6 protein-coding genes are annotated in these 22132 nt (G+C 69.0%); all 6 read left to right on the top strand.

What is annotated here, in order from left to right; all coding sequences use genetic code 11:
- The first annotated feature begins 242 nt into the window (after positions 1 to 242).
- Entirely contained in the window at positions 243 to 2027 is a 1785-nt protein-coding gene (locus ACLB90_RS09315; protein ID WP_411852652.1) for an autotransporter assembly complex protein TamA, read from the top strand.
- Positions 2024 to 5869, top strand: a complete 3846-nt coding sequence (locus ACLB90_RS09310) for a translocation/assembly module TamB domain-containing protein (RefSeq protein WP_411852651.1) — start codon at positions 2024 to 2026, stop codon at positions 5867 to 5869. The genes ACLB90_RS09315 and ACLB90_RS09310 overlap by 4 nt, the downstream gene beginning before the upstream one ends.
- Positions 5870 to 5974: 105 nt before the next feature.
- A complete protein-coding gene (locus ACLB90_RS09305) occupies positions 5975 to 8122 on the top strand; it encodes a S46 family peptidase (RefSeq protein WP_411852650.1) in 2148 nt (715 codons plus the stop codon).
- A 125-nt stretch (positions 8123 to 8247) separates the two neighbouring features.
- On the top strand, positions 8248 to 8997 hold the full coding sequence (locus ACLB90_RS09300; RefSeq protein ID WP_411852649.1) for a response regulator transcription factor: 750 nt from the start codon (positions 8248 to 8250) through the stop codon (positions 8995 to 8997).
- A gap of 227 nt (positions 8998 to 9224) precedes the next feature.
- Entirely contained in the window at positions 9225 to 18776 is a 9552-nt protein-coding gene (locus ACLB90_RS09295; RefSeq protein ID WP_411852648.1) for an SdrD B-like domain-containing protein, read from the top strand.
- Positions 18773 to 22129 carry a hypothetical protein gene (locus tag ACLB90_RS09290; RefSeq protein ID WP_411852647.1) on the top strand — a complete coding sequence of 1119 codons (3357 nt, stop codon included), beginning with the start codon at positions 18773 to 18775 and terminating at the stop codon, positions 22127 to 22129. The genes ACLB90_RS09295 and ACLB90_RS09290 overlap by 4 nt, the downstream gene beginning before the upstream one ends.
- Positions 22130 to 22132: the final 3 nt, after the last annotated feature.

The following is a 22132-nucleotide window of genomic DNA, read 5'->3' as shown; positions in this document are numbered from 1 at the left end:
CACGGGGCATCGCGCCCCGCAGCCACTGCGAAGGCGCGACGGCTGCGGCCGTTCGCGCCTTCGTCGTGTGTGGGGGACGGGCGCGTGCGGTCGCGGACGCTTCTGTCCGATGACGTGCAGGCATCGATCCTGCCCTGCACGACAAAGACCACTTTCTGCGCGACTTTAACGGGTCCTTCACCGTCGTTCTGAAACACCCCCGCCGATTTCGCATGCTCGCGATGGCCCGTTATGCTGTCCGCATGCAGCCAACGAAATTCGCTCTGCCACTGATGTTCCTGACGCTGGCCACCGCCTCGGTGGCGCACGCGCGCGGGACCATCGAGAAAGTGGACATCAAGGGACTGGACAAGGGCGACGACGCCGAGATGATCGAGAACATCGAGGTCTCGCTGTCCCTGTACGACACCATCGGCAAGGCCCAGGGCGAGTCGCGCCTGGAGTACCTGCTGTCCCAGGCCGAGCGCCAGACCCGCGAAGCGCTGGAGCCGTTCGGCTACTACAACCCGGTGATCAAGGTCGACAGCCCGCGCGAGGGCGAAACCCTGCGGGTGGTGATCCACGTGGACAAGGGCCCGCCGACCCTGGTGCGGCGCGAGCACATCGACATCACCGGCCCGGCGCAGTACGACCAGTACCTGCAGGAAGACCTGGAGAAGTTCAAGCCGCGCAAGGGCCAGCGTTTCGAGCACACCACCTACGAGGCCAGCAAGATCGTCGTGACCCGGCGCCTGGCCGAGCGTGGCTACTTCGATGCCGACTACACCCAGCGCCAGGTGCAGATCACCCGCGCCGAGAACGCGGCCGACATCGACCTGACCTGGGACAGCGGTCGCCGCTACAACATGGGCGATATCCGTTTCCACCAGGCCTACTTCGTCGACAAGCTGTTCGACCCGCTGGTGTACTGGGACAAGGGCAGCTACTTCCACGAAGGCAAGCTGGACCGGCTGCGCGAGTCGCTGACCAAGCTGGACTACTTCAGCGTGATCGACATCCAGCCGCGCCCGGACCAGGCCGACGAGAACGGCGATGTGCCGGTGGACGTCAACCTGACCCGGGCCAAGCGCACCATCTACACCGCCGGCCTGAGCTACGGCAGCGAGAGCGGTGCCGGTGTGCGCGGCGGCGTGGAGCGCCGTTTCCTCAACAGCCGCGGCCACAAGATGAACACCCAGCTGGACTATGCGCAGAAGCGCAAGAGCCTGCTGACCAGCTACCGCATTCCCGCGTTCAACTGGCTTGATGGCTGGTACGCCTTCACCGCCAGCGCCTACGACGAGCAGACCGATTACATCGACCTGCGCAACTTCAAGCTGAGCGCCAGCCGCAGCGGCGAGATCAACGAGAACTGGACCGCGATCGCCTCGATCAACGCGCTGCGCGAGCGCTGGCGCTATGCCTCGGGCACCGAGTTCACCGATGCGGTCTACAACACCTCCACTCTGGTGTACCCGCAGCTGGTGGCCGACTACGTCAATGTGGACGATGAACTGTTCCCGCGTCGCGGCGTCAGCGGCAGCGCCACCCTGCGCGGCGGCATCGAAGGCGCCGGTTCGGACACCAGTTTCGTGCAGGCCAACGTCCTGCTGCGCTGGTATGTGCCGATCGGCGACAGCGACCGCCTGATCCTGCGCGGCGAAGGGGGCACCACCTGGACCAGCGATCTGGTGGCGATGCCGCCGAGCCTGCGCTTCTTCGCCGGTGGCGACCGCAGCATCCGCGGCTATGCCTTCCGTGAAGTGGGCCCGCGCACGCCGGCACCGGACAAGTACGCGCTGGGCGCGAAGAATCTGGTGATCGGTTCGGCCGAGTACGAGCACTACTTCAAGGGCGGGCCCTGGGGCGCGGCGGTGTTCGTCGATACCGGCAGCGCGTTCGACAACACCATCGACCTGCATACCGGCGTGGGCTTCGGCGTGCGCTGGAAATCGCCGGTGGGCCCGGTGCGCGTGGACATCGCGCACGGCCTGAACAACCCGGATTCGCAGTTCCAGCTGTACCTGAACATCGGAGCGGACCTGTGAGCACGCCGACACCATCCGCACCCACCACGCCGCCGCCGCCGCGCGTGCGCTTCTACCGCAGGCGCCGGTTCTGGGCCTGGTCCGGTTTCACCGTGCTTGGCCTGGTGCTGCTGGCCCTGCTGCTGCTGTACTGGCTGCTGCAGACCGTGGCCGGCCGCGACGTGCTGCTGGCCCAGGTGAAGGCGCGGCTGCCGGTGGGGGCCTCGCTGACTTGGAGCAGGGTCGAAGGCCCGGTCGCCGGACCGCTGGTGCTGCACGACCTGGTGTTCCGCTACGACGACATCCATTTCACCGCCGAGCGCGCCTACCTGGACCCGGACATCCGGCCGCTGCTGGGGCGCAAGCTGCAGCTGGACGCGCTGCAGATCAAGAACGCCACGCTGAACCTGGCCAAGAGCGACGAGCCCTTCGAGCTGCCGTCATGGCCGGGCTCGCTGCCGCAGATCGAGATGCCGCTGGCGATGCAGGCCGACACGATCATCATCGACGGGTTCCGTATCACCCAGGCGCAGCAGCCGCTGATCGATATCGCCAAGCTGCGCGGCGGGATCGAGATCGCCAACGGCGAATTCCGCGCCACGCAGCTGAAGGTGGACAGCGACCTGGGCGATTTCCGCGTCGACGGCCGTTACCTGCCGCGCAGCGATTACGACACCGACATCACCATCGGCGCGCTGATGCCGGCGCCGCGCGGGCGCACGCCTGCGCGCCTGGGGCTGGTGGCACGGGGCGACCTGGGGCATATGGAAGTGGCCATCGCCGGCAACGCGCCGGCACCGCTGCAGGCCAGCCTGGTGTTCGATGGCCGCACCGATCCGGTGTGGAAGGCCAGCGCACGCAGCCGCGAGCTGGACCTGGCACTGCTGGTACCGGGCATGGATGCCAGCGGCAGCACGCCGATGGCGCTGGACCTGCAGGCCGATGGCAAGGGCGGCCAGGCCAACCTGCGCGGCACGTTCAAGCAGGGCGACATTGCGCTGGAGCTGGCCCCGTCCAAGGTCGGCCTGGCCGATCAGGTGCTGACCGTGGCCCCGCTGCAGCTGAAGGGCTTCGGTGGCCAGGCACGGCTGGAAGGCACCGCCGACTTCACCGACAAGGAGAACGCCAGCCTGCGCTTCTCCATCGTGGCCAACGACCTGACCTTCGTGCCGGCGGCCGACCCGTCCGCGCCGGATGCGGCGGCCCCGGTGCCGGTGACGCTGACCGAGGCACGGATGGGCCTGGCCGGCACGCTGAAGGCATGGGCGGCGGTGGGCAAGGCCTCGGTGGAACGCGAGAAGCAGAACGCCGACCTGCAGTTCGACGTACGCGGCAACGACCAGGCCGCGCTGATCAAACAGCTGCAGGCCAGCACCCCGGGCGGTTCGCTGGATGTCACCGGCCGTGTGGCCTGGGCACCGCAGCTGGACTGGGATGCCGCAGTGAAGCTGGCCGATTTCGACCCGGGGTACTTCGTGCCCGGCTGGGACGGCCGCCTGTCCGGTGCGCTGGCGTCGAAGGGCCGCCAGTTGCCGCCGCCGGCCAACAGCCCGGCCGGTACCGCCGGCAGCTACGAAGCCACCGTGGATGTGCCAGGTATCAAGGGCACGCTGCGCAAGCGCGCGCTGGATGCCAAGGGGCAGTTCGCGCTGCGCGGCACACAGGGCGAAGGCAATGTGGCGCTGGCGCTGGGCAACAGCCGCCTCACCGCCAAGGGCTCGGTCGGCGACCGCCTGGATATCGACGCGCAGCTGGAACCGGTGCAGCTTGACGATCTGCTGCCGGGCAGCAGCGGCAGCCTGCGCGGCCATGTGCTGGTGAAGGGGCCGCGCACCGCGCCGGACATCAGTGCCGACCTGGTCGGCAGCGGGCTGCGCTGGGACGACTGGAGCGCCGAGGCGGTCAGCATCAAGGGGCGCCTGCCGTGGCAGGGCGACAGCGGCACGTTGGCGGTGCAGGGCAGCAAGGTGCAGGTCGGCATGCTGCTGGACACGCTGAACGTGGATGCGCGCGGCAGCCTCTCCAACCTGCGCGTGGACGCGCAGACCCGCAACGAACTGGGCGCGGTCGCGCTGCAGGGCGGCGTGCGCCAGCAGGGCCAGGTGTGGCGTGGCGATCTGTCCTCGCTGCGCATCGCACCGGTCAAGGGCGACGTCTGGAACCTGCGTGGCCCCTCCACCTTCAGCGTGCAGGGCAGTGCGTTCACCCTCAGCGACACCTGCCTGGGCGCGGCCACCGGCGGCGCCCTGTGCGCCAGCGCCAACTGGCCGCGCGAAGGCCTGCAGGTGCGCGGCGATGCGCTGCCGCTGGCGCTGGTGCAGCCGTGGCTGCCGCCGCAGTCGGGGCGCCGCATCTACCTGCGCGGCGAACTGACCCTGGATGCCAGCATCCGGCCACGCGGCAACGCCTGGGAGGGCGCGGTCAAGATCGCCTCGCTGGAAGGCGGCATCCGCCTCGGCGACAACGCCCGCGGCGAGCTGGTGCGTTACGACCAGTTCTCGGTCAACGTGGAAATGACGCCCGCGCAGATCAACGCCAAGCTGGGTGTGGGCTTCCAGGGCAACGGCTTCGTGGATGCCAAGGTGCAGACCGGCTGGGATGCCGGTGCGCCGCTCAACGGCGAGCTGTACCTCAACATGTCGCGGCTGTACTGGCTGGAGCTGTTCTCGCCGGACATCGTGCGCCCGACCGGGCTGATCGAAGGCCACGTCAGCCTGCGCGGGACGCGCGGCACGCCGTCGCTGGGGGGCGAGGCCACGCTGAGCAACTTCAACGGCGAGTTCCCGGCGCTGGGCCTGACCTTCGCCGAGGGCAAGGGCAGCTTCACCGCCCAGCCGGACGGCTCGGCCAAGATCGCCGCGCAGGCCAATTCGGGCAAGGGCACCCTGTACGTGGACGGTGGGCTGTCGTGGTTCGGCGATGCGCAGCCGCTGCAGCTGCATATCCACGGCGAGAACGTGCTGCTGGCCAACACCCCCGAACTGCGCGTGGTGGCCAATCCGAACCTCGACTTCACCCTGGCCGGCACCGCCATGCAGCTGCGCGGCAGCGTGCATGTTCCCGAAGCCGACCTGGACCTGGAGCGGCTGGATCGTGGCACCTCCGTGTCGGAGGACGTGGTGGTGCTGGACCCGGTTGATCCGGAGGAAACGCCGACCTCGCCGCTGGACATGGACCTGACCGTGAGCCTGGGCGACAAGGTCAAGATGAGCGGGTTCGGCCTGAAGGGCGCGCTCGGCGGCAAGATGCAGGTGTGGTCGCGTCCGGGCCGCGAGATGACCGCCAACGGCGGGCTGGAAGTGAGCGGCCGGTACAAGGCCTACGGGCAGGACCTGACCATCACCCGTGGCAACTTGAACTGGAACTACAACGCGGTCTCCGATCCGCGCATCAACATCCGCGCCGAGCGGCGGGTGGGTGATGTCACCGCCGGCATCGATGTCACCGGGCGGGCACAGTCGCCGCGCGTGGATGTGTGGTCCGATCCGGCGATGTCGCAGTCCGAAGCGCTGGCCTATCTGGTGCTGGGACGCAGCCTCACCGGCGCCAGCAGCGACCAGGCGCAGCAGGTCAACGCGGCCTCGGCGGCGCTGTCGGCCGGCAGCGGCCTGCTCGCCTCGCAGCTGGGGGCCAAGCTGGGCCTGGACGACGCCGGCGTCAGCCAGTCGCGCGCGCTGGGCGGCTCGGTGATCGGGGTGGGCAAGTACATCTCGCCCAAGCTGTACATCGGCTACGGCGTGTCGCTGGTTGGCAGCGGCTCGGTGCTGACGTTGAAGTACCTGCTGCGTCGCGGTTTCGACGTGGAGCTGGAATCGAGCACCGTGGAAAACCGCGGCTCGCTGAACTGGCGCCGGGAGAAATAAGGGAGGGCGGCCGCGCGCTGCGCGGCGCTGCCCAACCATCGGCCGTTGCCCCGGCAGGGCGCAGCGGCTATGGTCCCGGGCTGTTCTGACGTACCGGATGTGTCCATGTCGCCACGCAAGCCTCTTACCGCCGCCCTGGCCCTCGGCCTGACCCTCGCCGCCGGCGCCCATGCCGATGAAGGCATGTGGATGCCGACCCAGCTGCCGGACCTGGCCAAACCGCTGAAGGCGGCCGGCTTCAAGGGCAACCCGGCCGACCTGGCCAACGTCACCGCGCCCCCGTTGAGCGCGGTGGTGCGTGCCGGCGGCGGTACCGGTTCGTTCGTGTCCGGCGATGGCCTGCTGCTCACCAACCACCATGTCGCGATGGGCGTGATCCAGTACAACAGCTCGCCCGAGCACAACCTGATCAACGACGGCTTCATCGCCACGGGCCGCAGCGACGAGCGCCCGGCCAACCCGGACTTCCGTGTGCTGGTCACCACCGGCTTCGACAAGGTCACCGACGAGGTGCTGCGCGAGGCGCGCGGCAAGACCGGCCGGGCCTACTTCGATGCCGTGGACCGCGCCACCAAGCGCCTGGTGGCCGAGTGCGAGCAGGCCGGCAACGTGCGCTGCAGCGTGGCCGACATGTACTACGGCACCGATTTCTACCGCATCCGCCAGCTTGAACTGAGCGATGTGCGCCTGGTCTACGCGCCGCCGCGCGCGATCGGCAACTACGGCGATGAGATCGACAACTTCATGTGGCCGCGCCACACCGGTGACTTCACCCTGCTGCGTGCCTACGTGGGCAAGGACGGCAAGCCCGCGCCGTACAGCGTGGACAACGTGCCGTACCAGCCGCCGGCACACCTGAAGATGGCCATCGACGGCCCGAAGACCGGCGACTACGCGATGCTGGCCGGCTACCCGGGCATCACCTACCGCCACCGCACCGCAGCCGAGTTCGCCAGCCAGATCGACGCGGTCCTGCCGCGCCGCGTGGCGGTGTACCAGCAGATGATCGACACCATCGAGGCGGCCAGCGCGCAGGATGCGCAGGCACGTACCCGCTACGCTTCGCAACTGCAGTCGTTGAAGAACAACCGCAAGCGCGCCGCCGGCGAGCTGGAAGGCCTGCTGCGCAGCGATGCCAAGGCGCAGCGTGCTGCCGACGAGACGGCGATGCTGGCTGCCACCGATGCAACCTACCGCACCGACATCGACGCGCTGCTGGGCTCGCTGTCGCAGGGCGCCTCGTTCGGCGAGCGTGATCTGCTGCTGGACCTGGTCGCCAGCCAGAGCCAGCTGCTGCGTTCGGCGCTGATGCTGGAACGCCTGCGCGTCGAATCGGCCAAGCCCGATGCCGAGCGCGAAAGCGGCTACCAGGAGCGCGACCTGGCGATGATCGAAGGCGTGCTCAAGCAGGTCCAGCGGCGCTACGATCCGGCGGTCGAGAAGGCCCTGCTGACCGCGCTGCTGAGCCGCTACCAGCAGCTGCCGGATGCGCAGCGCGTGCCCGAGTTCGACGCCGCCTTCGGGCGTACCCCGGCGGCGCTGGCCAAGGCGCTGGATGGCCTGTACGCCAGCACCCGCCTCGGTGACGAAGCCGAGCGCCTGTCGCGCCTGGCTGCTGCCAAGGACGGCAAGGCGCTGGCCCGCGACCCGCTGATCGACCTGGCCGGCCCGCTCGTGGTGGCCCAGCTGCGCCTGGACGACCAGAGCAAGACCCGCGCGGGCGAGCAGCTGCGCCTGCGCCCGGCCTACATGCAGGCGCTGTTCGCGTGGCGTGCCAAGCAGGGCCGCGCGGTGTACCCGGATGCCAACCGCACCCTGCGCATCAGCTACGGCAAGGTTGAAGCGCTGTCGCCGCGCGATGCGGTGCATTTCGATCCGGTGACCACCGTGGCCGGGATCGTGGAGAAGAACACCAACGCCTACCCGTTCGACGCGCCCAAGCCGCTGCTGGCCGCGATCGCCAAGGGCGATTTCGGCAGCACGGCCGATCCGGTGCTGAAGACCCAGACGGTCAACTTCCTGACCAACCTGGATACCACGGGCGGCAATTCGGGCTCGCCGGTGCTCAATGCGCGGGGCGAGCTGATCGGCCTGAACTTCGACAGCAACTGGGAGTCGGTCAGCGCCAGCTGGTGGTTCGACCCGCGCTACAAGCGCGCGGTGCACGTGGACATGCGCTACCTGCGCTGGCTGCTGGCCAAGGTCTATCCGGCGCCCGCGCTGCTGAAGGAAATGGACGTGCCGGCGGAATGAGGCACTTTGCCGGTCACGATTCCGCGTCGTGACCGGCGACATGTCGGCCGCTACCTTGGTCGCATTTGGCGCGTTTCCGGACGGCAGCTAGACTGCAGGCCGGTGAAGGGGAGGGAAGCGGTCACGTGACGGCAGACCAGGACAACTCCGGCGGCGCAGCGCTGCCGGCGGTGGAAAAGGAACTGGACGGTTTGACCGTCTGGGTGGTCGAGGATGACCCGGAGCTGCTCGATCTGATGCTCGATGACCTGCGCTGGCGCGGTGCCGGCGTGCGCGGGCTGGGCAGCGCCGAGGCGCTGTACCGCGCGCTGCTGCACGACCGCTGCGACATCGTCGTGCTTGATGTCGGCCTGCCCGGCGAAGACGGCTATGCGGTGGCCGCTCATCTGCGCCAGGCGGGCGATATCGGCATCGTGATGCTGACCGGGCGTGGCAGTGCGCACGACATGGCGCGCGGCCTGACCCAGGGCGCCGACGTCTACCTGGTCAAACCGCTGGACCTGGACCTGTTGGCCGCCGGGCTGCTCAGCCTGCGTCGCCGCCTGTCCGCCGCGCGCCCTGCCGTGCCGCCTGCCACTGCGCCGCAGCAGTCCTGGCAGTTGTCCTCCGATGGCTGGACGCTGCAGTCGCCCGCCCTGCAGACGCTCGCGTTGACCGCGATGGAGCGCGGCACGCTCCAGCTGTTGTTCGAGGCGGCCGGTGAACCGGTCACGCGCGAACGCCTGATTGAACGCATTACCGATACCCCCTGGGATTTCGACCCGCACCGGCTCGATGTGCTGGTGCACCGGCTGCGTGCGCGTGTGCGTACCGCCACCGGGCTGGAACTCCCGCTCCGCGCCCTGCGTGGGCAGGGCTATCTGCTGACCGCCTGAGAACAGGCACCCCGGCGTGTGAGTCAGTGTGAGCCAGCGTGAGCGGGCGGCACTGACTTGCCGATGCTGCGAAAGCACAATGCGCCCCGCTTGAGCGTGCCAATGACGACAGTCGCGCACGGTCCAGCCGCATTACGTCATGGGAGCGTCGTGCCCGTCTGCGGTCATCGCCGCCTGCGGCCGGGTTCCCTCTGAAAGCAGCAGAGACAGGAACAGGGGAACAACGCATGTCCAGCCATAGCGATCGCGCAGCCATCTGCGCGGCGGTGACGCCGTTCGAGCGCGCAGGTACGTCAGCCCGCATGGGCCGGTGGCGCACCGCACTGGCGACCCTGTTGCTGGCCCTGCCGCTGTCGGCCCTGGCGATCGATCTGCAGGTCACCGACTTCTCCGATACCGGGTACGACCCGGTGCCGGCCGGCACCACCGTGATCTACAACGTCAAGGTCGAGAACGGCGCCAATGACAGCGCGGCCGGAAGCGTGACCCTGATCGACCTGCCGCTGGGCACGGCGCTGGGCAGCCCCGCCCCGGCCGGCTGCACCGCGTCGCCGGGCAGCGCCGGCACCACCCGCGTGGTGTGCACCAACCCGACCCTGAGCGCCTCCGGCGCGCCGTATCAGTTCAAGCTGCCGGTCACCACCGTGCAGACCCAGCCGGCGACGATCACCCTGCATGCGGCGATCGGCTTCGCTGCCGCGCTGCCGCCGGCGACCACGCCGATCGTGGCGCTGCAGTCCAACGATCCCTTCTTCGCCGGCGATACCAACACCGGCAACAACCGCTCCAACCAGACCACGACCATCCAGGCCGCGGCCGACCTGGAACTGAGAAAGTCCGCCAGCCCTGACCCGGTCATCGGCGGCGGCGAGGTGACCTATACCCTCACCGTCAAGAACAACGGTCCCAGCGTCAGCACCGGTTTCCGGGTGGTGGATACGCTGCCGCCCAACGTCACGCTGGTCGGTACGCCCACCGGTGCGGACTGGAGCTTCAGCGCGCAGAACGGCACCTACAACGGCACCCTGGCCGTGGGTGCGAGCACGAGCTACCAGTTCCGCGGCAAGGTCAACGTCGGCACCGGCAACATCGTCAATGCCGCCGTGGTCAACGCCGGTCCGGTGCCCGATGCAGTGCCGGACAACAATTCCGCGCAGGTCACCACCGCCGTTACCGCCGGCGCGGACCTGGCGATGTCCAAGTCGGTGTCGCCGGCACCGGCGGCGGCCGGCTCGGTGGTGACATACACCCTCACCGCGCGCAATGACGGCCCCAGCGCCGCAACCGGCGTGGTGGTGACCGATGCGATGCCGGAAGGATTCGTGATCACCGGTGGCGTGGTACCGGCCGGCTGGACCTGCACCAGCTCTGCCGGCGCGAGCGTACGTACCTGCAGCCTGGCCGGCAGCTTCGCGCCCGGGGCGCAGGCGATCATCACCATTACCGCGCAGGTGCCCTCCACCGGCACCAACAGCAGTGGCGTGGTCAGCAACACCGCGCGGATCAGCGCGACCACGCCGGACCCCGCGCCGGTCAACAACAGCGGCACCGTCGGCCTGACCATCATTCCCGATGGTGCCGACCTGCTCATGAGCAAGTCCAAGTCGCCGTTGCTGGTGCCGGTCTGGAACGGCACGGGCGTGCGCAGCGACAGCATGATGTCGTCCACGCTGGGCGTGCAGAACCTGGGGCCGCGGACGGTCACCGGCGACCTGCAGGTGGTGGACACGCTCGCCGTCGGCGAGCAGTGGGTGGACAACACCGGGCAGCCCATTCTTCCCGGCACATCGGTGGTCATCGGACGCTGGAACTGCAGCGTCGATCGTGCCTGGGCCGTTGGCCAGGCACAGCGGGTGACCTGCACCCTGATCACCGGCTATCCGGTGGCCGTCAACGCCAACGCGCCCTCACTGGTGCTGCAGACCTTGGCGCGCACCGCCGGGATGCTGCGCAACAACGTCTGCACCGGCGGCAGCGGCGGTTCGCTCGAGCCGGTTACCGCCGGCGGCATCAACCGCGATCCGAACGACACCAACGACTGTGCCGGTGGCGAGAGCCGCGCCACCGACGACCGTGCCGACCTGTCGATCACCAAGGTGACCAATGGACCGAGCGACACCGACAACATCATCCGCAACAGCGATGACTCGGTGACCTACACGCTGCAGATCCACAATGCCGGCGAAGCCACCACCGGTGTGGTGGTGAACGATCCTATTCCAGGCTTCGTCAACGGCACGACCACGGTGACCGCCAACATCAGCCCGATCGGCTGGAACTGCCGCCTGAGTGGCAGCGCGTGGGTGTGCGATGCGGGAACCACCGTACTGGGCCGCAACGAGACCGCGACCGTGCGCTTCACCGTCAACCGTGGCATGTTCGACAGCCAGAGCCAGCCGGCCACCGTCTGTGGTGGGCAGCCGCTGCTGCCGGGCCGCTTCTGCAACACGGCCGGTGTGCGCATCAACCCGGCCATCGTCGGCGCGCTCGGCGAGATCGACCAGAGCAACAACACCGCCTCGGACTGGGTCCAGATCGATCCGGTCGCCAATATCGCCACCACCCGCAAGGACATCATCTCGGGTACGCCGGGCCGTGCCGGCGTCAACACCGCGTACCGCATCACCTACCAGAACCGGGGCCCGTCGTCGGCGCGTGGCGTGGTCTTCAGCGACGTGTTCACGCTGCCCGCCAACGATGCCGGCTTCGTGCTGCTCTCCGCCCTGCGCACCGGTTCGGACGCGGCAGACAAGGTCTGCCGGGTGACCACCAGCGACCCGTCGATCAACTCCGCACCGGCGCCCGGCGGCACCTCGTGGTTCAACACCGGCGGCGCACCGGCCACGCTGCGCCTGACCTGTACGCCCAAGGACATGGCCAACAACTCCACTGAAACGATGACGGTGGAGATCCGCCCGAACGTCAACAGTGGCAACACCGGCCGTCAGTTCACCAATACCGGCAGCTTCCACTTCGACCTCAATGGCGACGGCACGCCGGACCCGTCCAGCGGCACCGATGCCAGCGGCCGGACCTACGATTACAACAGCCGCACCGACGACGACAGCAAGGACGCCACCCTGCCGTTCGATGCCGGTCGCGTCGACCTGATCGTCAACAAGATCGACCAGAACTTTGCCGGTGCGGTGGACCCGCTGGGCTTCGACTCGCGCACCGGGATGGAGGTCAACAACTACATCTACTACCAGATCAGCGTGCGCAACGCCGGCCCGTCGCTGGCCACGCGCGCCATGATCGATGACACCATCACCCCGCCGCCGGGCGCGAGCGTGAGCCTGGTTGGCAGCCGGACCGGCAGCGCCGCTGGCCCGCTGGGCGTACTGGAGCCGGTGGGCACGCGCTGCTCGGTGGCCGCTGGCAGCACCAATCCCAGCACCGGGCCGCAGACCATTTCCTGCACCCTGCCCAGCGTCGGTGTCCCCACGACCGACGAAGGCGTCATCACCAGCAACCAGACCAGCTACCTGTACCTGGTCTATCAGTACATGACCGCACCGCCGGCCACCGGCGAAACGCTGACGAACTCGGTGACCGCGCGCTCGGCCGAGGCCGAGAGCGACACCAGCAACAACACCGCCACCCAGGAAACCAGCATCCGTACGCGCTCGGACCTGGCCATGCAGAAGTCCAGCGTGGTGCTCGCACCCAGCGCCGATCCCAGCCAGCCGCTGCCGGCTGCGGCGGGCACGGTCAGCCTGCACCAGCCGTTCTGGTTCGTGCTGGACGTGATCAACCACGGCCCCGGGCACAGCCTCTCGCGCGACCGCAGCGGTACCAACCCGCTCAACGGCGATGGCGTGGTCGTCACCGATACCCTGCCCGACGGGCTGGAAGTGCTCGGCGGCGCGGCCGCGATCACCTGGCAGAAACGCGGCGCCACCGCGGACGCGGGCGTGCAGACCACCGGCCTCGGCAACTGCCTGCTGGCGGGCCGCGTCGTCACCTGCCGCATGGGCGACCTGGCCCTGGACGGGCGGGTGCGCGTGCTGATTCCCGCGCGCTGGACCACGCTGCCGGCCAACGGCACGGGCCTCAATACCGCCAAGGCCACCAGTGACCAGCTCGATCCGGAGCCGGGCAACAACGACGACACGACCACCCACACCGTGGTCCGTTCCTCGCTGTCCGGCGTGGTGTTCCAGGATCGCGACCGCAGTGGTGCCAACGGTGGCACGGTGCAGAGCGGCGAGCCGCTGATCTCCGGCGTCACCGTGCACCTCAGTGGTGAAGATGCCTACGGCAATGCGGTTGCACTGGATGCCACCACCGATGCCCAGGGCGCCTATCGCTTCGAGAACCTGGCCCCGGCCGGTGCACAGGGCTATACCCTCACCCAGACCCAGCCGCCGGCCTATGCCAACGGCCCGGTCGCCCCGCCGTCCAGCGGCCCGCTGGCGCCGTCGGCCGGTGGCGTGTTCGCGGCGGTGACGCCGCCGGACAGCGCCGACTCGGTCTACACCACCATCGCGCTGGGCGCGGGCGTGGATGCGGTGCGCTACAACTTCCCGGAAGTGCGGCGTCCCTCGCTGTCCGGCTTCGTCTACGTGGACGGCAACTACAGCAACGTGCGCGACGCCGGCGATGCGCCGATCGTCAATGCCACCATCGAACTGCTTGATGCCACCGGCACCGTCGTGGCCACCCGCACCACCGGCAACGACGGCAGCTACAGCTTCCTCGGGCTGGAGCCGCAGATCTATACGCTGCGCGAAGTGCTGCCGGACGGCAGCTACCGCAACCGTCCCAGCGCGATCAACCCCGGCCTGGTCGGCGGCGTTGCGTGCGCCAGCTGCACCGTGGCCACGGGCGTGGGTGGCGATGCCGCCAGCACCGACCGCATCGCCGGCATCGATCTGTCCAACGGCGACGACGGCACTGCGTTCAACTTCGGCGAAGACGCGATCACCGCCATCTCCGGCCACGTGTATCTGGACCGCAACGGCAACGGTGACTTCGACGCCGGCGATGCCGGTGGCCGCGGTTCGCAGCCCAATGGCGGCCTGCAGGACGTGACCATCACCCTGACCGGCGCCGGCCCGGACGGTGCCTATGGCACCGCCGACGATCTGCTGCCCGTCAGCGTGAAAACCGATGCGCAGGGCCGCTACACCTTCGACAACCTGGTGGTGGGCCAGCACTACCGCATCACCGAAACGCAGCCGCAGGGCTACGCCAACGCGACCGAGAACCCGGGCAACCGGATCGACATCACCGCGCTGCCGTTGACCGGCTCCAGCGACAACGACTTCGGCGAGAAGCTCGGCTCCCTCGCGGGGCTGGTCTACGAGGACTTCTCCAACGTGGCCGCCGGCAACAACAACGGCGTCCGCGACAGCGGTGAAAACCCGATCGCCAACGTGATCGTGACGCTCACCGGCACCGATGTGCTCGGCAATCCGGTCAGCCTGACCGCGACCACCGACGCCAACGGCGCCTACCGCTTCACCGATCTGCTGCCGGCGCAGGCCGGCACCGGCTACACGGTGACCGAAACCCAGCCGGCCGCTTACCTGGACGGCAAGCACACCGCCGGCACGGCCACCACGCCGGGCAGCACCGCCGTGCCCAACGTGATCTCCGGCATCGGCATCGACCCCGGCCAGGACGCCACCGGCTACCTGTTCGGCGAACTGGCCAACGCACCGATCAGTGGCACGGTGTACCTGGACCGCAACGATGACGGCCAGAACAACGCCGGCGACGTCGGCATTCCCGGCGTGCAGGTGGTCATCGTGGGCGCGGGTCCGGACGGCGTGTTCGGCACCGGCGACGACACCAGCGAAACCCTGGTGACCAATGCCGATGGCCATTACAGCTATCCCGGTGCCGTGGCCGGGCAGGACTACCGCATCACCGAGACCCAGCCGGCCGGCCTGGCCGAGGGCCGCCAGACGCCGGGCAACGTGATCAACATCGTCAACCTGCCGGTGGCCGGCTCGACCGGCAACGACTTCGGCGAGCGTGCCGGCAGTGTGTCCGGCACCGTGTTCCTGGACCGCAACAACAACGGTGTGCAGGATGCCGGCGAACCGGGCCTGCCCAACGTGCAGGTGCAGCTGCCGGCCGGTACGGTCGATGCGCTGGGCCAGCCGCTTGCCGCGATCAACACCGATGCCGACGGGCGCTACCGCTTCGCCGACCTGCTGGCGGGCACCTATACGGTGACCCAGCAGGCTGCGCAGCCGCAGTTCAACGGCGCGGCCACGATCAACGGCATCACCCGCGCCGGCACCATCGACAGCACGCCTGTGGGTACCGCCACGCCGGTGACGAGCGTGCCCAGCACGATCAGCGCGATCGTGCTGCCGGTCGGCAAGGACTCGCTCGCCAACAACTTCGGTGAAGTGCTGGCCGTGTCCGTGTCCGGCACGGTGTTCTTCGACGCCGACAACAACGGCGCGCAGCAGGGCGCCGCCGAAACCGGCATCGAGGGGGTGACCATCGAGCTGACCGGTACCGACGACACCGGCGCCAGCGTGCAGCGCAGCGTGCAGACCGACGCGGACGGCCGCTTCGCATTCGCCGATCTGCGCCCGGGCATCTATACGCTGGTCGAACCGCAGCAGCCCACCGGCACCAGCAACGGCATCACCACGGCCGGCACCGTCGATGGCGTTGGCAGCGGTACCGCAACGCCGGTGACCACCGTGCCCAGCCGCATCGGCACGATCGACCTGTCCACGCCGGGCAGCGCCTCGGTGGACAACCTGTTCGGCGAGATTCCGCTCAACAGCGGGATCAGCGGCAAGGTCTGGATCGACCGCAACAACGATGGCGTGGTGGATCCGGGTGAAACCGGCCTGGCCAACGTCGTCATCACCCTGACCGGCACCGACCTGGTCGGCAATCCGATCAGCCGCGACACCGTGACCGATGCCGACGGCAACTACAGCTTCAGCGACCTGCCGCCGGGCACCTATATCGTGACCGAACCGGACCAGCCGACCGGCACCCGCGACGGCCGTACCGTGGCCGGCAGCACCGGTGGCACGGCCACCGCGCCGGGCACGCCGCCGTCGAAGATCACCGGCGTGGTGCTGGGCGTGAACCAGCAGTCGGCCCAGAACAACTTCGGCGAGATTCCGACGGGCAGCATTGCCGGCCGCGTCTACAACGACAGCAACGACAACGGCCTGGTCGATCCGGGCGAGGGCGGCATCGCCAACGTCACCGTGGTGCTGACCGGCACCGATGATCTGGGCCAGCCGGTCTCGATCACGCTGACCACCGATGCCGACGGCCGCTACCGCTTCGACGGCCTGCGCCCGGGCACCTATACGGTGACCGAGCCGACCCAGCCGCCGCAGACCCTCAATGGCATCACCACCGCGGGCGCGGTGGGGGGCGTCGTCACCGGCGTGGCCAGCGGCCGCGAGAGCGTGCCGTCGACCATCGGCCAGATCGTGCTGCCGCTGGGCGGCGACTCGCTGGACAACAACTTCGGCGAGATCGGCGATTCGCCGGACATGCTGGTCAGCAAGTCCGCGCACAGCCCGCGCTTCACCGTCAACAACATCGCCGCGTACAGCATCCAGGTGCGCAATGGCGGGCAGCAGCCGTCGCGCGGCGAGTACGTCGTGCACGACCGCCTGCCGCCGGGCCTGACCCTGGCCGCGGCCCCGGCCGGTACCGGCTGGGTCTGCACCGGCGCGGTGGGCGAAACCCGCTTCACCTGCCGCAGCCAGCAGGTGCTGGCGGCCGGCGCCACCTCGCCGGACACGATCGAGGTGCAGGCGCTGGTCGGTGCCGCCGCCGCCGAGGCCGGCACTGTCCACAACGCCGTGCTGGTCGAAGGCGGTGGCGAGAACGAGTTCCGCGCGCCCACCCCGGCCGAACGCGGTGCGTTCGACGGTGACGTGACCCAGTTGCCCGCGTGCGGGGAGACGATCCAGTTCAACGCCTGCCGCGTGCCGAATGCGGTGCAGTTGGCGTCGTCGGTCGGCGGTACCGTGTGGTACGACATCGGCAGCGACGACCAGCTGCTGGACGGTGGCGACCAGCGCCTGCCGTCCTGGCTGGTTGAACTGGTCGATCCGGTCAGCGGGCAGGTGGTGAAGACCACCACCACCGGCGCGGACGGCAGCTACCGCTTCGCCGACGTGGTGCCGGGGGTGATCTGGAACATCCGCTTCCGCGACCCGACTTCCAACATCCTGTGGCCGAACCCGGTCACCCGCGAGTCCCTGTCCGGGGTGCTGGAAACCTGCGACGCGCCGGCCGCCATCGCGCGTGCCGGGGTCAGTGCCTGCCGGGTCAACGCCAACGGCACCAGCCAGCTGGAAGTCGTGCTCCGCCCCGGGCAGCACCTGCCGCAGCAGAGCCTGCCGGTGGACCCGTCGGGCGTGGTCTACGACGCCACCACCCGCGACCCGGTCCCCGGTTCGATCGTGACCCTGAGCCCGGTGGGCCTGTGCACCGGCTATGACCCGCGCACCGCGGTGCTCAATGCCGGCAGCGGTGGCTACCGCCTGGAAGGCAGTGCGATCTCCATGACGGTCGGCAGCGAAGGCTTCTACCAGTTCGCGTTCGGTCCGGCCGCGCCGGCCCGCTGCGAATTCAAGCTCACCGTCACGCCCCCGGGCAGCTACCAGTTCGTGTCCACGTTGATCCCGCCGCAGGGGGGCTCGCTGTCGCCGGCCGGCGGCGCGGGTGCCAACCATGAGGTGCAGCCGAACCGTCTCGCCCCGACCGGTGCGGTCGGCATGCCGACCCAGTACTACCTGGGCCTGTTTGCCGGCTCGGATACCGCGGCGATCATCAACAACCATCTGCCGCTGGACACCGCGGTGGCAACGGGCCTGGCCATCAGCAAGAACGGCGACCGCCAGACCGCCGAGATCGGCGACACCGTGCAGTACACGATCACCATCCGCCAGACCGCCGGCAGCGCGCTGCGCACGGTCAACGTGATCGATCGCCTGCCGCGCGGCTTCACCTACATCGACGGGACCGCACGTGCCGATGGCCGCGCCGTGACCGATCCGTCCGGCAAGCCGGGCCCGCTGCTGGGCTTCGATGTTGGTCCGATCGCGGTCGGTGGGCAGATCGTGCTGACCTACCGTGTACGGGTGGGTGTGGGTGCGCAGCAGGGCGATGGCATCAACCGCGCGCAGGCATTCGGCTGTGCCTTCAGTGGGGGCTGCATCGATACCGGCAGCATCACCCCGCTGCCCGGTGCGCTGCCGTCCAACCGTGCCGAATACCGCGTGCGCGTCACCGGTGGCGTGTTCACCGACCAGGCCTGTGTGCTCGGCAAGGTGTTCATGGACTGCAACAACAACCATGTGCAGGACCGCGAAGAACTGGGCATCCCGGGCGTGCGGCTGTACTTCTCCGACGGCACCTGGGTGATCAGCGACTCCGAAGGCAAGTACAGCTACTGCGGCCTGCCGCCGCAGAGTCACACGCTGAAGGTGGATGCCAGCACGTTGCCGGTGGGTGCGCGCCTCACCACCAGCAGCAACCGCAACCTGGGCGATGCCGACAGCCTGTTCCTGGATCTCAAGAACGGCGAGCTGCACCGCGCCGATTTCATCGAGGGCAGTTGTGCCAACCCGGTGCTGGAGCAGGTCAAGGCCCGCCGCACCCAGGGTGAAGTGCGTGCGCCGGAGACCGAAACCGGGCAGGCGCCGCTGCGCTTCGACAGCAAACCCGCGCGGGCGCCGCAACAGGCGACCGACTCGGCCAACCAGAGACCGATCGTGCATCCCAGAGCCAACCCGCCCGCTGCCGGCGCTTCGACGGAGGTGCAGCCATGAACCGCGCCCACCCGTTGTACCGCCTGCCGCGCCTGAGCCTGCTGGCCTGCGCCCTGGCTGCCGTGCCCGCGATGGCGCAGAGCGTCGGCAGCACCGGCCGCTTCACGCCGGTCCTCGGCGATGCCAGCACCCTGTACCCGCGCAGCCCGGCCAGCACCGATGCCGCACCGCGCGCGCTGGACAGCGCCGTGCCGGGCACGCTCGACCGGATTGTGGTCGAGCTGGACCGTGACGGTGTGCCGGCCGATGGCCAGAGCGCGGTGCACGTGCGCGTGCAGCTGCTCGACGCCGCCGGCCGTGCGCTGGCCGGCACCACCTATGCCACGATCGAGACCAGCGGTGGCCGCATCCGCCTGCCGGGGTCCCGTACCGATGAACTCGGGCCGGGCGCGCTGGACGCCGACAAGGTCACCCCCGGCATCCAGCTGCAGGTGGTCGACGGCGTGGCCGAGTTCGACCTGCTTGCGCCGCACGACCCGCAGGACGTGGTGCTGCGCATCACCGCCGGCGCCGAGACCGCACAGGGCACCATCGGCTTCCTGCCGGAAATGCGCGAGCTGCTGGCGACGGGCCTGATCGAGGGCGTGGTCAACTTCCGTCGGCGCAGCAATGCCGGTCTGATCTCCCCGGTGGAGCACCACGACGCGTTCGACCGCGACATCCGCCGCTGGGAGCGCCAGTTCAACAACGGCAAGGCCAATGCTGCCGCGCGCACCGCGTTCTTCGTCAAGGGACGCATCAAGGGCGAGTACCTGCTGACCGCCGCCTACGATTCGGACAAGGACACCCGCGGCCGCCTGCTGCGCGACATCCAGCCCGAGGAGTTCTATCCGGTCTACGGCGATTCGTCGTTGCGCGGCTTCGATGCGCGCTCGGCCGAGCGCCTGTACGTGCGCATCGACAACAAGCGCAGCTACCTGCTGTACGGCGATTTCCAGACCGGCGACACCCTGGCCACCGCAACCGGTATCGGCGGCAGCGGCGCGATTCCGCAGCGCAGCCTGGGCACCTACAACCGGACCGCCACCGGCCTGGGCTGGCACTTCGAAAGCGAACGTGTGCGCAGCAATGTATTTGCGATGCAGGATTCGCTGCGCCAGGTGATCGAGGAGTTCCGCAGCCAGGGCAGCGGCCCGTACGCACTGCGCAACAACGCCGTGCTGGAGGGCAGCGAACGCGTGGAAGTGATCGTGCGCGACCGCAACCAGCCCACGCGCATCACCTCGGTGCGCTCGTTGGCGCGGCTGGTGGACTACAGCTTCGAGCCGTTCTCCGGCCGCATCCTGCTCAACCAGTTCCTGCCGGCGTTCGACAGCGACCTCAACCCGGTCTCGCTGCGCATCACCTATGAGCTGGATCAGGGCACCGAAAAGTTCTGGGTGGTCGGCGCCGATGCGCAGGTCAAACTGACTGACCAGCTGGAAGTCGGCGCGGCGGCGGTCGAGGACCGCAACCCCTACGCCGAATTCAAGATGGGCAGCGCCAATGCGAGCTACCGGTTCGGCGCCAACACGCTGCTGGTCGCCGAATTCGCGCGTACCCGCAGCGAGGTCAACACCAATTCGATCAACCAGATCACCTCGCAGGGCCTGAAGGACGTCAGCGGCGAGGTTGAAGGTGATGCCTGGCGCGTCGAGTTCGCGCACCGTGCCGACAAGCTCGACGCACGCGTGTTCGCCGCCCGCACCGACCCGGCGTTCAACAACCCGGCCGCGCCGCTGTATGGCGGTCGTGGCGAGTACAACGCGCGCGTGGCCTACCGGGTGGGCCCGCGGTTGGAACTGTATGTGGAAGGCCTGCGCAGCGAGGACCGCAATCCGGATGGCGGCAAGCGCGATGCCGGTGGTGCCGGCGTCCGCATCGGCGCCACCGAGCGCCTGACCGTGGACCTGGGCGTGCGCAGCATCCGCGAGACCATCGGGGTGACCTCGCCGTGGTCGTCCGGGGTGCCGTTCGGCAATGCCGGCGGTCTCACCGGTGGCTTCGCAACCGGTTCCGGCGGCGGTGCGCTGGGCTACGGGCAGCAGGCGCTGGACCCGCTGACCGGCCTGATGGTCATCAACGGCAGCAGCACCGGCAGCCCGATCACCAGTGACCTGCCGGTGGGCACCGAGCTGGAATCGGACAGTGCGCGGATCGGGCTGGGCTATCGCCTGAGCGACCGCCTCAGCGCGGGCGCGGAAGTGGAGCACAGCGTCAGCGGTGAAGACCGCCGGCGTCTGGCCGCCGGCCTGGACTACCAGGTGTTCGAGCGCAGCCGGGTGTATGGCCGCTACGAGAAGCAGACGGGCCTGACCAGTGCCTACGGCATCACCACCACCGACCGCGAGGCCGATGCGCTGGTATTCGGTATCGACAGCAGCTACCTGCGCGATACGCAGACCTTCAGCGAATACCGCCTGCGCGATTCGATCAGCGGCCGAGATGTGCAGGCCGCGTCGGGCATCCGCAACAACTGGGATATCCGCGAGGGCCTGCGCCTGGCCAGTTCGGCCGAGCACGTCAAAGTGATCGACGGCAGCACCGGCGACAGCACCGGGCTGGCCCTGGCCCTGGACTACAGCGCCAACCCGTTGTGGCGCGGTTCGATCCGTGCCGAGCACCGCATCTCCGAGGACGTGCCCGATACAGAGACCAACGAGGCGTTCAACACCACGCTGCTGCAGTTCATGCTGGCCCGCAAGCTCAGCCGCGACTGGACGCTGCTGGCGCGCAACTACCTGCTCAGCACCCGTTACGACGCCCGTGGCGATGTGCTGCAGGACCGCTTCCAGCTCGGCGTGGCCTACCGCGATACCGACCGCAACCGGATCAACGCGCTGGCCCGCTACGAGTACAAGCTGGAGCGCGATGAAAGCGGCCTGGGCCTGTCCGATGGCAATACCGTCGATGGCAGCAGCCAGGACGTGCGCACCCGCGCGCACATCGTCTCGGCGCATGCCGACTGGCATCCGTCGCGACCGTGGTGGCTGACCGGCCGCGTGGCGGGCAAGTGGCAGCAGGATCAGTTCGCCTACACCGACAGTGCGCGCGTCAACAGCCGCTTCCGCGCCGTGCTGCTGTCCGGTCGGGTGGTGTACGACATCACCGAGAACTGGGACATCGGCGTGCTGGCCTCCACCTTCCGTGGGCAGGCCGGCGCCAACCAGTACGCCTACGGCATGGAGGTCGGCCGCCTGCTGCGGCAGAACCTGTGGCTGTCGGCCGGCTACAACTGGACCGGCTTCGACGGTGACCGCGATCTCAACGGCTACGAGTACACCCAGCAGGGCGTGTTCCTGCGCCTGCGCTTCAAGTTCGATGAAGACCTTTTCCGGCCGGACCCCGTCCGCTACCGCGACCCGGCACGCTGAGGA

The sequence above is a fragment of the Stenotrophomonas sp. LGBM10 genome (assembly GCF_046736075.1).
Lineage (GTDB): Bacteria > Pseudomonadota > Gammaproteobacteria > Xanthomonadales > Xanthomonadaceae > Stenotrophomonas.
This window is presented reverse-complemented; position numbering and strand designations above follow the sequence as displayed.